Origin of the sequence: Nocardia carnea, assembly GCF_029868855.1 — a bacterium.
In the GTDB taxonomy this organism is placed as follows: domain Bacteria; phylum Actinomycetota; class Actinomycetes; order Mycobacteriales; family Mycobacteriaceae; genus Nocardia; species Nocardia carnea_A.
In genome coordinates this window covers 1-15,161 of sequence record NZ_JARWOV010000271.1, presented here as the reverse complement: position 1 = coordinate 15,161, position 15,161 = coordinate 1, and the positions used below count along the sequence as shown (strand labels likewise).

At 68.8% G+C, this 15,161-nt stretch carries 18 protein-coding genes; 10 read left to right on the top strand and 8 right to left on the bottom strand.

Going from position 1 to position 15,161, the window contains the following annotated elements; translation table 11 throughout:
• Positions 1-6: 6 nt before the first annotated feature.
• The 3 genes from QH195_RS28070 to QH195_RS28060 all read right to left on the bottom strand — a co-directional run bounded on the left by QH195_RS28070 (position 7) and on the right by QH195_RS28060 (position 3,938).
• A complete protein-coding gene (locus tag QH195_RS28070) occupies positions 7-2,211 on the bottom strand; it encodes a DUF2339 domain-containing protein (RefSeq protein WP_280437605.1) in 2,205 nt (734 codons plus the stop codon).
• Between the two features lie 236 nt (positions 2,212-2,447).
• On the bottom strand, positions 2,448-3,116 hold the full coding sequence (locus tag QH195_RS28065; protein WP_280437604.1) for a response regulator transcription factor: 669 nt from the start codon (positions 3,114-3,116) through the stop codon (positions 2,448-2,450).
• A 102-nt stretch (positions 3,117-3,218) separates the two neighbouring features.
• Positions 3,219-3,938 carry a GNAT family N-acetyltransferase gene (locus tag QH195_RS28060; protein WP_280425536.1) on the bottom strand — a complete coding sequence of 240 codons (720 nt, stop codon included), beginning with the start codon at positions 3,936-3,938 and terminating at the stop codon, positions 3,219-3,221.
• A 142-nt stretch (positions 3,939-4,080) separates the two neighbouring features.
• On the opposite strand from QH195_RS28060, the gene QH195_RS28055 reads away from it, so the two are divergent.
• From QH195_RS28055 to QH195_RS28045, 3 genes are all read left to right on the top strand, one after another.
• Positions 4,081-4,458 (top strand): ArsR/SmtB family transcription factor, encoded by a 378-nt coding sequence (locus tag QH195_RS28055; protein ID WP_280437603.1) that lies wholly within the window; start codon positions 4,081-4,083, stop codon positions 4,456-4,458.
• Positions 4,455-5,555 carry an ACR3 family arsenite efflux transporter gene (arsB, locus tag QH195_RS28050; RefSeq protein ID WP_280437602.1) on the top strand — a complete coding sequence of 367 codons (1,101 nt, stop codon included), beginning with the start codon at positions 4,455-4,457 and terminating at the stop codon, positions 5,553-5,555. The genes QH195_RS28055 and arsB overlap by 4 nt, the downstream gene beginning before the upstream one ends.
• Positions 5,556-5,666: 111 nt before the next feature.
• Positions 5,667-6,077, top strand: coding sequence for an arsenate reductase ArsC (locus QH195_RS28045; RefSeq protein ID WP_280437601.1), 411 nt, complete (start codon positions 5,667-5,669; stop codon positions 6,075-6,077).
• Between the two features lie 228 nt (positions 6,078-6,305).
• Here QH195_RS28045 and QH195_RS28040 read toward each other — a convergent pair whose 3' ends face one another.
• Entirely contained in the window at positions 6,306-6,818 is a 513-nt protein-coding gene (locus QH195_RS28040; protein WP_280425540.1) for an ArsI/CadI family heavy metal resistance metalloenzyme, read from the bottom strand.
• Between the two features lie 96 nt (positions 6,819-6,914).
• Here QH195_RS28040 and QH195_RS28035 point away from each other — a divergent pair, with 96 nt between their 5' ends.
• Positions 6,915-7,274: an Rv2640c family ArsR-like transcriptional regulator gene (locus QH195_RS28035; RefSeq protein ID WP_280437600.1), complete on the top strand. Its 360-nt coding sequence runs from the start codon at positions 6,915-6,917 to the stop codon at positions 7,272-7,274.
• 125 nt (positions 7,275-7,399) lie between these two features.
• Here the strand turns inward: QH195_RS28035 and QH195_RS28030 are convergent, their stop codons facing one another.
• Positions 7,400-8,359 carry an alpha/beta hydrolase gene (locus QH195_RS28030; protein ID WP_280437599.1) on the bottom strand — a complete coding sequence of 320 codons (960 nt, stop codon included), beginning with the start codon at positions 8,357-8,359 and terminating at the stop codon, positions 7,400-7,402.
• Positions 8,360-8,407: 48 nt separating this feature from the next.
• On the opposite strand from QH195_RS28030, the gene QH195_RS28025 reads away from it, so the two are divergent.
• Positions 8,408-8,815 (top strand): MerR family transcriptional regulator, encoded by a 408-nt coding sequence (locus QH195_RS28025; RefSeq protein ID WP_280437598.1) that lies wholly within the window; start codon positions 8,408-8,410, stop codon positions 8,813-8,815.
• 31 nt (positions 8,816-8,846) lie between these two features.
• Here the strand turns inward: QH195_RS28025 and QH195_RS28020 are convergent, their stop codons facing one another.
• The gene (locus QH195_RS28020; RefSeq protein WP_280425544.1) at positions 8,847-9,191 is read right to left on the bottom strand and encodes a hypothetical protein; all 345 of its coding nucleotides are present in this window, start codon (positions 9,189-9,191) and stop codon (positions 8,847-8,849) included.
• 326 nt (positions 9,192-9,517) lie between these two features.
• On the opposite strand from QH195_RS28020, the gene QH195_RS28015 reads away from it, so the two are divergent.
• On the top strand, positions 9,518-10,174 hold the full coding sequence (locus tag QH195_RS28015; protein WP_280425545.1) for a YczE/YyaS/YitT family protein: 657 nt from the start codon (positions 9,518-9,520) through the stop codon (positions 10,172-10,174).
• Between the two features lie 139 nt (positions 10,175-10,313).
• Here QH195_RS28015 and QH195_RS28010 read toward each other — a convergent pair whose 3' ends face one another.
• A complete protein-coding gene (locus QH195_RS28010) occupies positions 10,314-10,742 on the bottom strand; it encodes a hypothetical protein (protein WP_280425546.1) in 429 nt (142 codons plus the stop codon).
• A gap of 319 nt (positions 10,743-11,061) precedes the next feature.
• Here QH195_RS28010 and QH195_RS28005 point away from each other — a divergent pair, with 319 nt between their 5' ends.
• Both QH195_RS28005 and QH195_RS28000 read left to right on the top strand, forming a co-directional pair.
• A complete protein-coding gene (locus QH195_RS28005; RefSeq protein ID WP_280437597.1) occupies positions 11,062-11,433 on the top strand; it encodes a YciI family protein in 372 nt (123 codons plus the stop codon).
• Entirely contained in the window at positions 11,430-12,662 is a 1,233-nt protein-coding gene (locus QH195_RS28000; RefSeq protein WP_280437596.1) for an RNA polymerase sigma factor, read from the top strand. The genes QH195_RS28005 and QH195_RS28000 overlap by 4 nt, the downstream gene beginning before the upstream one ends.
• A gap of 214 nt (positions 12,663-12,876) precedes the next feature.
• Here QH195_RS28000 and QH195_RS27995 read toward each other — a convergent pair whose 3' ends face one another.
• The gene (locus tag QH195_RS27995) at positions 12,877-13,044 is read right to left on the bottom strand and encodes a hypothetical protein (protein WP_280437595.1); all 168 of its coding nucleotides are present in this window, start codon (positions 13,042-13,044) and stop codon (positions 12,877-12,879) included.
• Positions 13,045-13,281: 237 nt separating this feature from the next.
• On the opposite strand from QH195_RS27995, the gene QH195_RS27990 reads away from it, so the two are divergent.
• Both QH195_RS27990 and QH195_RS27985 read left to right on the top strand, forming a co-directional pair.
• On the top strand, positions 13,282-13,797 hold the full coding sequence (locus tag QH195_RS27990; RefSeq protein WP_280425550.1) for a MarR family winged helix-turn-helix transcriptional regulator: 516 nt from the start codon (positions 13,282-13,284) through the stop codon (positions 13,795-13,797).
• Positions 13,794-15,008, top strand: a complete 1,215-nt coding sequence (locus QH195_RS27985) for a Bcr/CflA family efflux MFS transporter (protein ID WP_280437594.1) — start codon at positions 13,794-13,796, stop codon at positions 15,006-15,008. The genes QH195_RS27990 and QH195_RS27985 overlap by 4 nt, the downstream gene beginning before the upstream one ends.
• Positions 15,009-15,161 lie beyond the last annotated feature (153 nt).

Below are 15,161 nucleotides of genomic sequence, written 5' to 3'. Positions count from 1 at the left end.
AGTTCGCTACCCGGTGCGGGACTCGCGTGACCCGGTTTCGGCGAACGCCCGGGCATAGCGGGTTCCGGCGACCAGCAAGAGGATTCCGACCATCAGGAAGGCCGCGACCCGGATCAGTCCGTCCAGCGTCGCCAGGTCGAACAGGAACAGTTTCGCCAGGGCGGCGGCGGTGACCAGCAGCCCGGACCCCAGCGCGACCTTCACCGTGGCCGACGCCTCGGCGCCCAGCCGGCGCAGGCCGTACAGGAGGGCGGCCAGCGCCCCGGTCATCCAGATGATGGTGGATACGCTGTGGCCGACGACGAATCCGTCCGCGGCGCCGGCGGCGGCACCCAGCGACACCGTCGCGGTGGTCACCAGGTACAGCGCCGCCGCACTGGCGCCGATCCACAGCAGTGTGGTCACCGCTTCGTCGGTCGTCGTGCCGAAGAGCCGGCGCAGCGTCCACAATGCCACCGCGAGGACGCCCAGCCCCGCGACCGCGGCCGCCGCGGTCGCGGTGCTCAGGCCCTCGATTGCCAGGCGAGATGCGGCCAGGGTTTCCGGATCGGCGACGGCGAACAGGCCGATACCGCCGAGTACGGCGTAGCAGGTGCCGAGCAGAGCCGTGACCCGGTTCCGGGCCTGGCCCGCGACGCCCAGATAGCAGGCGGCGACGAGCAGGAGCCCCAACGGCAGGGTGGACCCGGTGGTGACATCCCAGACGGCTTCCAGCAGAGCGAAGGAACCGCCGGTGCCCGCCACGATCGCGGTATGGCCCGGGATGCGGGCTGCGTCACGCAGTTTCGGGACCAGCGTTGTCGCGGCGACCGCCAGCAGCACCGCCGCGTAACCCGCGGACAGGACGGTGGCGGCCGGCCGGTCGATCAGGGCGGGCGCGGCAAGCAGCGGGGTGAGGGCCAGCGCGCAGCTCAGGCTCGCGACGAGATCGCCCGGCCGCTGCCGCGTCACGACGAGCGCGCCGCCCAGACCGACCGCGGCTACCGCCGTCGCCGCCACGAGTACCAGCGCCCGGCGGTCGTCCGGCTGTCCGATCACGAACGCGAGGATCGTCAGATGGGTGGCCAGCACCGCGGGAACCGTGCGCACCAGATGGAGGAACGGCCAGTCGTACCGCATCTGCACCGGGACACAGGCCACTTGCAGCACGATCAAGAAGGCGAGCAGGGCGAGTTCGATCGTGACGAACGGCGCGAGCCCGGCCGCCCCCGTCACGACCAGCACGGCCAGCGGTTGCGATCGCCACTGCACCGCCAACCCCACCCCGGCCGCCGCGATACCGAGGGCGGCAGCGAAGCCGGGTACCGGATGCAGCCAGTCGTAGATCGTGGTCATCGCCACGACATCGAGATAGGCCCCCGCGAAACCCGTGGCGGCGAGCGCGATCCCGCCCACGCGCCCGCCGGGCCGCCGGAACACCCGCATTCCGGCGCCCACCAGCGCGGCGGAGAAGACCGCGCCGGCGACCACCCGCGGAACCGGCCCGAAGATCCCGGCCTGCGCGGCGAGTACCAGCAGCATGACGACGCCGATGAGCGTGACCGCCACCCCCGCGACCGCGAGCAGCCGGCTGATGACGCCCTCCCGCTGCCACCACGGTGGTACCGGGGTACGGGAGCCTTGAGCACGGTTGCGTGGTGGGAAGGGACCGCCCGGCGGGAACGCCGTGGACGGCACCTGAGCCATCGCTGCCCGATACGTCCGCGCGGTCGTGGCGGGGCGGCCGGGCCACGGCGCGGCACCGGGTGGGGCGGCATAAGTTCCGCCCGTCCAGCCGCCCGGAGAGGCGGTGGTTCCGGGCGCGGGCGGCGGCGTTCCGGGTCGGGTGCCGGACCCGGCCTCCACCGGGGGAGAGGCCGGGCCCGGCTGTTCCGGTGTGTGCACCCCGCCGACGCGCACACCGGATACCGGCGCCACACCCGGCGCAGCGCCCGGTGGTGCCGTGATCTTCTCCGTCGCGGGCCCCGAGACTGCTGCCTCGGGGCCGGACCCCCCGCCCGGGTTCGCGGCCGGCTCGGGTGGCGCCGCGGAAACCGCGGTACCCGGCGATCCGGCGCGGTCCGGCGCCGCCGACAGCACCTGCCGATGCAGGGAAGCCAGGTCACGGCCCAGCGTGTTCAGCTGTCCGCCCAGAGCGGTGAATTCACCGGCCAGCGAGTCGAACTCGCCGGACAGGCGGGCGACCAGCGCCGGGTCGATCGAAATCGTCATATTCCGATGGTCGGCGGAGCGGGTTCCCAGCGGATGAGTAGAACTACTCGCCACCGCCTCGGGATCTACCCGATCCCGCTGTCCGCCTTGTCGGGAACACCACTGGAGAACTGCATGACGGCGCGGCCGATCGCGCCGTGGCGGCCTGGGCCGATGGCCACCCGGACCGTCGCGTTACTGCCGCCCGCCCGCCCGCACAGGTCGGTGAGTCCCCGGCCTTCGGATAGCGGCGGTCATCAATCGTCCAGGCCCTGTTCGATCACATAGCGCGTGAGCTCCACCCGGTTCGCCAGCTGAAGTTTGCGCAGGGTCGCCTGTACATGGTTCTCGATCGTGCGATGGCTCAGGTGCAGACGGTTGGCGATCTGCTTGGCCGACAGCCCTTTGGCGACCAGGCGCAGCACCTCGGTTTCGCGTTCGGTCAGCGCGGGCCGCTCGGGGGTGCCGGGATCGCTGGGAGCGGTGGCCATCCGCCGGTATTCGCCCAGCACCAGACCGGCCAGCCCGGGGGTGAACACCGCCTGCCCGGCAGCCGTATCGTGGACCGCGGCGAAAAGTTCGGCCGCGGAAGCACTTTTGACGAGGTACCCGCAGGCCCCCGCTTTCACCGCGTCCAGTACGTCGTCGCGTTCGTCGGACGCCGAGAGCACCAGCACCCGGCTGTCCGGGGAAACTCGCAGCACATCGGCTGTCGCCTGGGCGCCGTTGCCGTCGGGGAGCTGCATATCCATCAGCACCACGCGCGGTCGTGCCGCGGCGGCCCGCCGGACTGCGGTCGCGGTGTCCTCGGCGGTGGCGATCACCCGGAACCCGGCCGCCTCGAGGTCCCGGGCCACGCCTTCGCGCCAGATCGGGTGATCGTCGACCACCATCACCGAAATGGCCGCCGCTGCCTCGTCGGTCATGCCACCACTCCCTTCGGATCAGGGCGCCGCATGGTGCGGCGGGGCCGGAACGCCGGAGAGCAGGATAACGGGTTCAGGAGGCATCCCGGTCGGTCATCGACATCAAGGTACGCGGAACCCCCGGAAGGTCACTTGCGTGCGGGTGCGGAAACCGAGCCGCTCGTACAGGGCGATCGCACCGGCATTGGTTTCGACCACATGCAGAAACGGCCGTTCCCCCCGCGTCACGATCCGCGCGACGAGCTCGCCGATCAAACGGGCCGCATACCCTCTGCCCCGCGCCTCCGGTGCTGTGCAGACAGCGCTGACCTCGGTCCATCCCGGCGGCCGGAGCCGTTCGCCCGCCATCGCCACCAGCCTGCCGTGCTCGCGGATACCCAGATAGGTGCCGAGTTCGTGGGTGCGGGGCCGGAACGGCCCCGGCTGCGTCCGCGCGATCAGGTCGAGCATCTCGGGCACACTCTCCGCGCCCAGCTCCACTACATCGGTACCGGGGCTCGGCAGTTGTTCCGGCGCGCTCGCCGGCCCGATCATCTGCCGGCCGTCCAGGGCGAAAACGGGTTCCCAGTCGGCAGGCGGCCGCGCCCCGCTACTGAAAATATCCGCGACCTCCCCCCGCCCGACCAGCCGGGCCACCTCGGCCCATACCTGCTCATCCGGATCGTTGCCCACTGCGGTGAACGACGCCACCTCCGGCAGGTACGCACCCGCCCGCCCGATCCACCGGCCCAAATGCGCATGCCGTCCCCGCAGCGATTCACCCACCGGATCATCCAGTTCGACGGCGCAGTCCACGGCCGTGCTGTACCCCTCGTTGTTCACACCCCGAGTATGCCGGGTCGGTCTGGGGCGGACGGGTGCTGTGACCGCGGCTTCGGCGCATCTTCGGCGGTGCCGATGTGCGGGTGGCTGTTCACCGGGTGTTTGTTTGCGCCTCGGTATCGATATTTGTCAATATCGATTCATGTCGAAGTCGCAGTTGCCGGTGATACCGGTCGAGGCCTGCAACCCTGCCCCCTGTGTGCGGGAGCCCCTGTCGGCGGAGACCGCGGTGGAGTTGGCGGCGGTGTTCAAGGCGCTGTCGGATCCGGTGCGGCTGCGTCTGTTGAGTTCGATCGCGTCCAGGTCCGGGATGGAGGCCTGCGTGTGTGATCTGTCCGAGGGCATCGATCTCACCCAGCCGACCATCTCCCACCATCTGAAAGTGCTGCGCGAAGCAGGGCTGCTGACCAGTGAACGCCGCGCGTCCTGGGTGTACTACCGGGTTGTCCCGCAGGCGTTGCAGCGAGTGTCGGACGCGTTGCTGCTGGAGAGCGGCGAGGCCGCCGGGGTCACCGCATGAGCGCCACCGCTACCACCACCGCCGGCGAGCACGGAGTGGTGGGCAAGCTCTCGACGCTGGACCGGTTCCTGCCGGTGTGGATCGGCGTGGCCATGGCCGCCGGTCTGCTGCTGGGCCGGCTCATCCCGGGCCTCGGGGATGCGCTGGCGGCGGTGGAAATCGACGGGATCTCGCTGCCGATCGCGATCGGGCTGCTGATCATGATGTACCCGGTACTGGCCAAGGTCCGCTACGACCGCCTCGACACGGTCACCGGCGACCGCCGCCTCCTGATCGGGTCGCTGGTGCTGAACTGGGTACTCGGTCCCGCGTTGATGTTCGCTCTGGCCTGGCTGCTGCTGCCCGATCTTCCGGAGTACCGGACCGGACTGATCATCGTCGGGCTCGCGCGCTGCATCGCCATGGTGATCATCTGGAACGATCTGGCCTGCGGAGACCGCGAAGCCGCCGCCGTGCTGGTGGCGTTGAACTCGATCTTCCAGGTCGTCATGTTCGCCGTGCTGGGCTGGTTCTACCTCTCGGTACTGCCCGGATGGCTGGGCCTGGAACAGACCACGATCGAGGCCTCGCCCTGGCAGATCGCGAAATCGGTACTGATCTTCCTCGGCATCCCGCTGCTGGCCGGATACCTCACCCGCCGCTCAGGCGAGCGTGCGAAGGGCTGCGACTGGTACGAATCCACGCTGATTCCGCGAATCGGGCCGTGGGCGCTCTACGGTCTGCTGTTCACCATCGTGCTGCTGTTCGCGCTGCAGGGCGACCGCATCACCTCCCAGCCCCTCGACGTGGTCCGCATCGCGATCCCGCTGCTGGCGTATTTCGCGATCATGTGGGGTGGGGGCTACCTGCTCGGCGCGATGATGGGGCTCGGCTACGAGCGGACGACCACGCTGGCGTTCACCGCGGCGGGCAACAACTTCGAACTCGCCATCGCGGTCGCGATCGCCACCTACGGCGCCACCTCCGGGCAAGCCCTCGCCGGGGTCGTGGGCCCGCTGATCGAGGTCCCCGTCCTGGTCGCCCTGGTGTATGTATCGCTGGCCCTGCGCAACCGATTCCGCGCCTCGGCGGGTGTAACCGAAGTGGGATCGCGATGACCAGGGCCCCGGCGGTGCTGCTCATCCGTGCCCGAACAGTTCGCCGGGTGGTGCCCGGCCTGTTCACCACCTCGCCGAACTCGACATCCCCACCGACTGAAAGGCCCTGCCGTGACCGATAAGCCGAGTGTGTTGTTCGTCTGCGTCCACAATGCCGGGCGTTCCCAGATGGCCGCCGGATTCCTCGCCCACCTCGCCGGCGACGCGATCGAGGTTCGCTCCGCCGGCAGCGCTCCCGCCGACACCCTGAATCCCGCCGCAGTAGTGGCGATGGCCGAGGTCGGAATCGATCTCACCGGCCGGGCTCCGAAGATCCTGACCCCGGATGCGGTGCAGTCCTCTGATGTGGTGATCACCATGGGCTGTGGTGATACCTGCCCGGTGTTCCCCGGTGTCAGTTACCGCGACTGGGACCTGGAGGATCCGGCCGGTAAAGGTGTGGAGGCGGTGCGCCCGATCCGTGACGAGATCCGGGCCCGGGTCGAAGCGCTCATCGCCGAGCTATTGCCCGCACATGCCTGACCCGCCCGCCGGGCCAGGCCGAGGTAGGGGCCATGACCTGCACGTTCGTGCCCAGCCACGGTGGTGGGGCGGCCGCGCGGAGCTCCCCGCCCCACCATGAATACCCGCTGACCGGCGAACTCTTCCGGTTTGCGGTAACCGCCGGCGTGCCGGGCTCGGGCCTGCTCGCGGCCGACCCGCCTGCCGCTACCGCGTTCTCCACATCGGTCACGCCGAGGCCCGGGCGTCTCAGCGGGCAGTGGCCGGTGCGCAGCACGCCACCGTCGACTCGGCCTCCGTCCCGGGTGCGGAATCGCCGCGGCCGTCGGTGCCACAGCAGGCCTGCACCGCCTCGCCGTCGTCTTTCCCGGCGAACCGGGGTTCGGTGCCGAAATGCTCGGTATCGGCCAGCACGGTGTAGACCTCCCACCGTTCCTGATTCGGGCCGGTCACCCACACCTTGTCCTGGGTGGCGAAGCAACACGTGGTCGCGATCTGCTCCTCGGTGAACAGACCGGCTTCCGAGAGGCGTGCGATCTCGGCGTGCACCTTCTCCGCGGACTCCACCTCGACGCCGAGATGGTTCACACTGCCGCCCTGGCCCGGGTTCTCGATGAGCACCAGCTTCAGCGGCGGCTCGGCGACCGCGAAGTTCGCATAGCCGGGCTTGCGTTTGGCCGGCTGGACTCCGAACAGGGTCGAGTAGAACTCGACGGCCTGCTCCACATTGTCGACGTTGAGTGCGAGCTGAACACGTGACATGATGACCACCACCTGTGTGACATATATCGAATTGCTGACAGCGGCCAGTCTGCCACCTTTTCGACATAAGTCAACATCATCGGTAGGATGGTTTTCATGCCCAAAGCGCTGCCCGTCATCGACATGAGCACACCCCTGTGCTGCCCACCCGTGGCCGCCGGCCCGGTCGACGACGAAGCCGCCCTGCACGTCGCACTCCGGCTCAAAGCCCTCGCCGACCCGGTCCGGGTGAAGCTGATGTCACTGCTGCTGGCGAGCCCCGAGGACGGGCGCAACGGCGGCGACCTCGCCGACGCGGTCGGCCTGTCCGAATCCACGGTCAGCCACCACCTTTCCCAGCTGCGCAAAGCGGGACTCCTGAACTCCGAACGTCAGGGCATGAACGTCGTCCACCGTGTCCACCGCGACGCACTGGCCGCGCTCTGCGTGGTCCTGGACCCCAACTGCTGCCGGTAACGCCGGGCAGGATCACTCCCGCGCGCGGACACCCCGTCGGACATCCGCAAGTGGCACAGCGGAGATACTCCGGTCACTCGAACGGTAGCCAGAGGTTCGGGTTATCCCGAGTCGGCAACCCATCCCTAAACTTCGGAAACCACGGCGAATGCCCGGCGTAATGCGGCGGCGGCTTCGGATCGCGCTGTGGCACCGAACGGATGGCGCGCGAACTCGTGGATCATTCCCGGGTAGCGGCTGACCTCGGCCGGCACCCCGGCGCGGGACAGTGCGGCGGCGTACTCTTCGCCCTCGTCCCGTAGCGCATCGTATTCGGCGGTGATGATCAGCGCCGGCGGCAAGCCGGAATGGTCGGTCGCCAGCAGCGGGGAGACACGTGGATCGAACTTTTCCGCTTCGCCGCGCAGATAGTTGTCCATGAACCAATGCTGGCCCGCACGCGTGATGTTCCCGTATTTCCCGGCGAACTCCCGGATGCTGATATTGCTGCGCCGGAAATCCGTGTCGGGATAGATGAGCAACTGGAAGGCCAGCGGCGGTCCTCCCAGGTCGCGGGCCATATGCGTAACGACCGCGGCGAGATTGCCGCCGGCGCTGTCACCGGCGACCGCGATCCTGTTTCCGTCGGCGCCGAAACTGTCGGCGTGTGCCGCGGCCCACTGCGTAGCCGCGAAGCACACGTCCACTGCGGCGGGGAATTTGTGTTCCGGCGCCAAGGGATAGCCGACCGAGACGACCGCGGCGGCTGCACCGTTGGCGAGGCTGCGGCACAGGCCGTCATGGGTGTCGAGATCACCGACGACGAAACCGCCGCCGTGGAAGAACGCCATCACCGGAAATGGCCCCTCACCGGCCGGGGTATAGATCCGGATCGGAACCTCGTGACCCGCCAGTGAGATCGCCCGATTCTCGATCGCGGCGACCGGTTCCGGTTCACCGAGTAACGGGATCTGGCGGCGCAGACCCTCGCGCGCCTGCTCGGGTGTGAAGGTGTGCAGTTCCGCGAACCCTGCGCGCGAGATCCGTTCCAGATATACCTGCACCTGAGGATGCAAGCCCGATGTGGGTGTATTCGCTGTGCTCATGCCGCTATCCTGCGACTTGAAGCATGGTTCAAGTCAAGGAGTACCGGCGTGGCACTACTCGATATCGCCGAGGTGGCCGTCCGGTCCGGGTTGGCACCGTCGGCCCTGCGGTTCTACGAACGGCGTGGCCTCATCCGGTCGGCCGGTCGCAACGGGCTGCGCCGCACGTTCGAGCCGGACGTGCTCGATCGGCTGACGCTCATAGATTGCGCACGTGGAGCAGGTTTCACCCTGGCCCAGATCCAGCGGTTCCTGACCGCGACGCCGGACGACACCGAATTACGTGCGCACCTCGCGCGACGTGCGAGCCAACTCGACCACGACATCTCCCGGCTGACCCGCATGCGCGACAGTCTGCACCACGCGGCGACCTGCACCCATGAACCCTTGGTCGAATGTCCCCAGTTCAAAACGGCGATCGCCGACACCGGCAACACGTACGCAGCTTCGCCGTAGCCAGCCGCGAGCTCACCGGTACGCAGCGTGGTTACCGGGCGCTGCCTGTCGCGGTGTCTGCCTGCGCGGCGAACGCGTCGAGTACCTCGACGTACGTGCCGGGAACCTCGACCCCCATAACGAAACCCTCGGTGGTGGTGGCGAAATCGAAAGTGAAGAACGAACAACAGCTCGACTCGCGCGCCGCCAGTTCCCGCGCGGCCGGCTCGGCCCCGGGATCGAGCACGAGTTCGAGCCGCGCCGCGTCCGGTCGTCGCGCGCTGTACGCGGAGTCGGCGAAGAGCCGGTCGAACTCCGCGATCCGGATCGGCCGCTCCACCGTGGGCAGCGTGCACGAATCCGGTACCCAGTCCTCGCCGCCGGCGGAAATCGTCATAACGCCAGGATAAGCCGGTACTCCGGTACGGGATGCACCCTCGAGGCGGCCCAATCCTGGTCCGTTCGCTAAATGGTCTCGGGCTCGGGCGGAAGTAGGTGTAGCGGCCGGTCGATCGGTTCGAATGGTCGCCGCCACCGCCGGACGTCGCCGGGCAGGCCGGTATCTCGTGACTGGCTCTTACTCCCTCTCCCGATCGAGCGAAAGATCGTCTCCGCGGACAGATCGACAGCTTGCCGGCCTCGTGGTCGCGCCGGAGCATTCCGAGGAGGGTGATGATCTCGACCGGCCGTACAGTGCGCGGTCCCGGACCTGTGGCGCGGCGGATGACCGCTGTCGAACAGTGGCGTGCCGAGAAGAAACCCCGGAGACTGGCCCAACTATTGCTCGGGTTGGCCGGTTACGGCACGTCGCTGACCCTGCTGGTCGAATCGTCGTTGGGCGCGTCGAGCTGGAACGTGCTGGCCGAGGGGGTGGCTCAGCAGTCCGGTCTGACCTTCGGCTGGGCGACCAATGTCATCGCGGTGGTCGTCCTGCTGTTCTGGATTCCGCTGCGGGAGCTACCGGGGCTCGGCACGGTGCTCAACGTACTGCTCGTCGGGACGTGCGCGGACCTGAGCGCCCTGGCGCTCCCGGAGGCGGATTCGCCGGCGCGGCAGCTGCTCTACTTCCTGGCCGGTCTTCTGATGCTGACCTGCTTCGACGCGGTCTATCTGGGGGCCAGGTTCGGTGCCGGGCCGCGCGATGGGCTCATGACCGGTGCGGTACGGCTGTTCGCCAGGCCGGTCTGGATCGTCCGCACCGGAATCGAACTGGTTGTCCTCACGGCCGGCTGGCTGCTGGGCGGCACCGTCGGATTCGGCACTCTGCTGATCGCGGTGGTGATGGGGCCACTCGTGCAACTGTTCCTGCGGTTCACCACCGTCGGTCTCGCCGGCGATGCCCGCTGCCGCGGCAGTGACGCCGAATCGTCCGACTGTTGAGCCGCCGGGCTTTCCGCGGTGCGACCGGAGCCGGCCCCTGAGCGGAATCGGTTTCGCCGACGCCGAATCGTGGCTGTCTGTCGGCCACCCGCCACGGCCCGGGCGCCGTGGCGGGTGATGATCGACTCGGGCCGCCGGTTCAGATCCGGGTCATGGTGGAGGCGTACCCGCCCCCGCCGGGGTAGACCCATTCGCCGGTGACGGTGGTCCCGGCGGCGTCGAAGGTGCCCCGGTAGTAGGCGGGGCTGTCCTTGGCGCCGGCCCAGATGGTGAGTGTGTCACCGACCAGTTCGTAGACATAGTCGAAGGTGTTGCCGACCGAGTCGTAGTACCGCGAGGCCACATCGGGCCCGGTCGGCTCGCCGTACGGGCGCAGATTGCCGATCACCTCCATACCGGTCACGGGTTCGCCGTACTGGGTGAGGTCGATGTGCTGGAGCAGGAAGAACCGGCCCGGCATCCATTCGTAGCGCACGGTTCCTTCCGCGCCGCCGCTGACCTTCCAGGTGCCGACCAGGCGGTCCAGTGCCTTCAGTTCGGGGGTGGGCTGCTGCTGGGTCTCGATCATTGTCGTACTCCTCTGTGTGTGGGGTTGTTTGCTGCTACCTCGGTGCCGCCGCACGGTCTTCGACAGCAGTTGGGTGTGATCTGAATCACTTCCAGGGGCTGTCGAGATCTGTGCACTGACTCCGAGGTAGCAGCGACAACCCGTCACCGAGGAAGGAGAACCCGATGACCTTCGCAGCCACTACCCCGGCCGCCGGCCGCCGGAATCGGCCGCCGCAGTGGCCTTCACCGCGCTGTCCCGCCCGCGCCCCGTCGCCTGGAGCGGGATATGCCCGCACACCGGTTACCGTGACGAAGACCCCATCACATCGGAGGACACCGTGAAATATCTGCTGCTCGGCTACACCCCGGCCGCCGCGTGGGATGCCGCGACCGCCGACACCCCTTCGGAGGAGGCCCTGGCAGCGTTCGCCACCTATCAGCAGCTGGAAAAGGAACTGTTCGCTTCCGGCGAGCTGGTCAGCACCGAGGGGCTCGGCCACCCGGCCGTCAGTACCACCGTCCGCAAGTCCACGGACGGCGTGGTCGCCACCGACGGGCCGTTTGCGGAGCTCAAGGAAGTCCTGGCCAGTTTCGCCGTGATCGACGTCGCCGGGCACGAGCGGGCCGTGGAGATCACCGCACGTATCGTCGAAGCGCTCGGTGAACCGATCGAGATCCGCCCGATCATTGGCGCGGACTTCACCGCGTGACCCCTGAGATCGAGGACCTGCTGCGCGCTGAAACGCCGCAGGTCCTCGGTGCGCTGGTCCGTCGTTTCGGGCGCTTCGACATCGCCGAGGATGCCGTGCAGGAAGCACTGCTGGCCGCGGCCCGGATGTGGCCGGCCGAAGGCGTGCCGGACAACCCGCGCAGCTGGCTCATCCGCGTCGCCTACCGGCGAATGGTCGACCTGCTGCGCTCCGATCAGGCCCGCCGGCGCCGGGAGCTGGACGCCGGTACCGCCGAACTGGCCATGGCCGAACCGGCACGGGCGGCGCAGACCTATGGAACCGACGACAGTCTCACCCTGCTGTTGCTGTGCTGCCATCCCGCGCTCGGGCATACCTCCCAGGTAGCGCTGACGCTGCGCGCGGTCGGTGGCCTGACCACTGCCGAGATCGCCCACGCCTACGGTACGACCGAGGCCACCATGGGTACCCGGATCAGCCGCGCCAAACAACAACTCGCCAAGGCCGGCGCCCGCTTCACCCTCCCCACCGGCACCGACCGCGACAGCCGGATCGCCGCGGTCCTGCAGGTGCTGTACCTCGTCTTCAACGAGGGCTACACGGCCACCGCCGGAGCCGACCTCACCCGCGTCGATCTCACCGGCGAGGCCATCCGGCTGACCAGAATGCTGCACGCCACCGTCCCCGGCGAGGCGGAGGTCACCGGCCTGCTCGCACTGATGCTGCTCACCGAATCCCGCCGCGCGGCACGCACCGACGCAGGCGAACTGATCCCACTCGCCCAGCAGGACACCGCACGGTGGAATCGCGAAATGATAGAGGAGGGAACCGCACTCATCGATGCTGTCTGGAACCGTGGCCCGGCCGGCCCCTACCAGATTCAAGCCGCGATCGCCGCGGTGCACGCCGCCGCTGAGCCGGGCCGGACCGATTGGCCCCAGATCGCGGTGCTCTACCTGTGGCTCGAACGCCTCACTCCCACACCGCCCGTCCAACTCGCCCGGGTGGTGGCCGTCGCCCACGCCCACGGCCCCGCCCGGGGCCTGGCCCTGCTCGACGACCTCAACCGACACCACCACCTCGACCGCAACCCTCTCACCCGGCAACGCGAACACGCCGTCCGCGCCCACCTCCTACAGCAGGTCGGCGACCGCACCACAGCCGCCGAACTCTTCCGCCGAGCTGCCGAACTGAGCGGCAACCAAGTCGAACAGCGCTACCTGCACAAGAAAGCCGACCGACTCGACTGATCCCGGGGCACGCAGCGATCTCCACGCCCGCCGGCCCGCCCACCTGCGCCCGTACAGCCGTCCTCGGCCATCCAAACCGTTATCGGCCGCCCGTCGGTCGCGCGACGGGTCGCGCAGGAAGCGGTAAACGGTTCCACCGGCCACTGGTCTTCTTCCACCGACACGTCGACACCCAGTACGCGAGAACGCTTTCCCGCACCAGGTGCGGTCGGTCTCATGCGGGGGTATCGAACCGCTCGTCGAGATCGCCGCCCAGGTACTGGACGTGTTCGGCGGCCGGCTCTTCGCGGGGTGCCGCGCTGAGGGCCTGGGTGACGACCCCCTCACCGGAAGCGTGACCAACTCGTCGGATTAGTGCCGAGGGCTCTTCGAATTCTGGCAAGGCTGGACAGAACTGCTCGCGGCGGTGCGATCACCGCTGTCGGGCGAACCGCACTTCATCGTGGCTGTACGGCTCCTGCCGATTCCGGGCTTCGGTGCGGATCTGGTAGGTGCTCCCCGCGAGGGTTTGCCTTGATTCGGGAAGCTTCGGAATTTCGAACAACTCAAGCTGTAGCGTATCAAGTTGGAGAGTATTTACGGTTGACGGCTTAATTTATTAAGCGATAGCTTGGTAACTATGGCGGATGAGAGCGAACGCAGCGCGGATGATCTGCTGGTGGCGGAATCGGTGCGGTGGGCGGTATCGCGTCTGTCCTCCCGGCTCCGGGCCGAGCAACCCGGGTCCGGCAGGCCGTTGACTCGGTTGGCGGCGTCGGTACTGGCGAATCTTGCTCACAGTGGTCCGCTCACGGCGTCGAAGCTCGCGGGGATCGAAGGGCTGCAGGTTCAGTCGTTGACCCGGGTACTGAACGAGCTGGACGAACTCGGGCGAATCAGCCGTTCCCGCAGCGAAACCGATGCCCGACAGCAGGACATCGTCATCACCGAAGCCGGTCGCGACGCGCTGACCGAGCACGTGCGTGACGGCAATGTGTGGCTGGCGGCCGCGCTGCGGCACTCGCTCACCGATGCCGAACGCGGGGTTGTCGAGATCGCGGCCGGGCTGCTGCGCAAGGTCGCCGAGTCGCCGGTCGCCACCGATGGCGAGGTACCGGTGTGGTCGCGTGACGATGGGGCGGCACCGGCGCTGTGATCACCGGAGCCGCCGACAGCAGCCGGGTGGCGCGCCGGGGCCTGTTGCTACTTGTGCTGGCCGGACTCAGCGGTGCCGCGCCGTTGGCCACCGATATGTATGTGCCTGCACTACCGGAGTTGGCTCGGTCGCTGGGCACCGACACCTCCGGCGCTCAGGTATCGCTCACCGGTTTCCTGGCCGGGATGATCGTCGGCCAGTTGGTGCTGGGCCCCCTCAGCGACGTGCGGGGCCGCCGTCCGGTGCTGTTGTCGGGGGCGGTCGGATTCGCTGCGCTGTCGGTGATGTGTGCGTTCGCGCCGACGGTGGTGGTTCTGGATGCGGCGCGGTTCGGTCAAGGCGTGGCCGGCGGGGCCGGGATCGTGGTCGCCCGTGCGGTGGTCACCGATATCTTCGACGATCACGATATCGCGGGCGTGTACTCGCGGCTGGGGGCGATCACCGCCGCTGCCCCGGTACTGGCGCCGATGGCAGGTGGGGCGTTGCTGCTGGTTCTGCCGTGGCGGGGAGTGTTTCTCGTTCTTGCCGTTGTCGGGCTGCTGCTGGCGGCGGGTGTGTGGCGCTGGATTCCGGAATCGCTCCCATCGCACGCCCGGCGCCCGGGTGGCATTGTGGCCGGGCTGCGTTCGATCGGTGCGCTGCTCACCCGCCGCGCGGTGCTGGCTCCGGTGTCGGCGTTGTCATTCGGGGGCGCAGCGGTTTTCGCCTATATCGCAGGCACGACCTTTGTGTTCCAGGAGGTCTACCACCTCACCCCGGCGGCGGCGAGTCTGGTCTACGGGGTCAACGCCGTCGGAAACATGCTCGGCAGTCTCGCCTACGGTCGGCTCGTCCGGAACCGGCCACCGGAGATACTGCTGTGCACGAGCGCCGGCACGGCTCTGGCGGGAACGGTGCTGCTGGTGTCGGTATCGGTCACCGTCGGGAGTCCGATGATGCTGACATGGGGGTGCCTGCTCGTATCGCTCGCCGCGTTCGGTGTGTTCTTCCCCGCGGTGGTCACCATCGCTCAGCAGCGTGGACGCAGCGCCCCGGGCGCGACCTCCGCCCTACTCGGTGGCGGGCAATTCCTGTTCGGTGCCGTCGCCTCGCCGGTTGTCGGCCTGTTCGGTGCCGCCGGCCCGGCGCCTGTGGCAGCGGTGATGGCTGTGGCTCTGACCTCGGCTCTTTTCGCTGCAGTAGCCACCGCCCGAACGACACCGCGGACTTGACCCATTCCAACACGAATGCGGTCACCTGGTGGGGGGGGGGGGGGGGGGGGGGGGGCCGCGGCGGGGGGGGGGGGGGGGGGCGCGCCCCCCCCCCGGGGGGGGGGGGCGGGGGGGGGGGGGCGGGGGGGGGGGGGGGCGCGCCCGCGCGCGGCG

Bases quoted from the DNA above. Each gene is read 5' to 3' on its own strand.
- QH195_RS28070 (WP_280437605.1), bottom strand. From the start codon at position 2,211: ATGACGATTTCGATCGACCCGGCGCTGGTCGCCCGCCTGTCCGGCGAG.
- QH195_RS28065 (WP_280437604.1), bottom strand. From the start codon at position 3,116: ATGACCGACGAGGCAGCGGCGGCCATTTCGGTGATGGTGGTCGACGAT.
- QH195_RS28055 (WP_280437603.1), top strand. From the start codon at position 4,081: ATGTCGAAGTCGCAGTTGCCGGTGATACCGGTCGAGGCCTGCAACCCT.
- arsB (WP_280437602.1), top strand. From the start codon at position 4,455: ATGAGCGCCACCGCTACCACCACCGCCGGCGAGCACGGAGTGGTGGGC.
- QH195_RS28040 (WP_280425540.1), bottom strand. From the start codon at position 6,818: ATGTCACGTGTTCAGCTCGCACTCAACGTCGACAATGTGGAGCAGGCC.
- QH195_RS28035 (WP_280437600.1), top strand. From the start codon at position 6,915: ATGCCCAAAGCGCTGCCCGTCATCGACATGAGCACACCCCTGTGCTGC.
- QH195_RS28030 (WP_280437599.1), bottom strand. From the start codon at position 8,359: ATGAGCACAGCGAATACACCCACATCGGGCTTGCATCCTCAGGTGCAG.
- QH195_RS28020 (WP_280425544.1), bottom strand. From the start codon at position 9,191: ATGACGATTTCCGCCGGCGGCGAGGACTGGGTACCGGATTCGTGCACG.
- QH195_RS28015 (WP_280425545.1), top strand. From the start codon at position 9,518: ATGACCGCTGTCGAACAGTGGCGTGCCGAGAAGAAACCCCGGAGACTG.
- QH195_RS28010 (WP_280425546.1), bottom strand. From the start codon at position 10,742: ATGATCGAGACCCAGCAGCAGCCCACCCCCGAACTGAAGGCACTGGAC.
- QH195_RS27990 (WP_280425550.1), top strand. From the start codon at position 13,282: ATGGCGGATGAGAGCGAACGCAGCGCGGATGATCTGCTGGTGGCGGAA.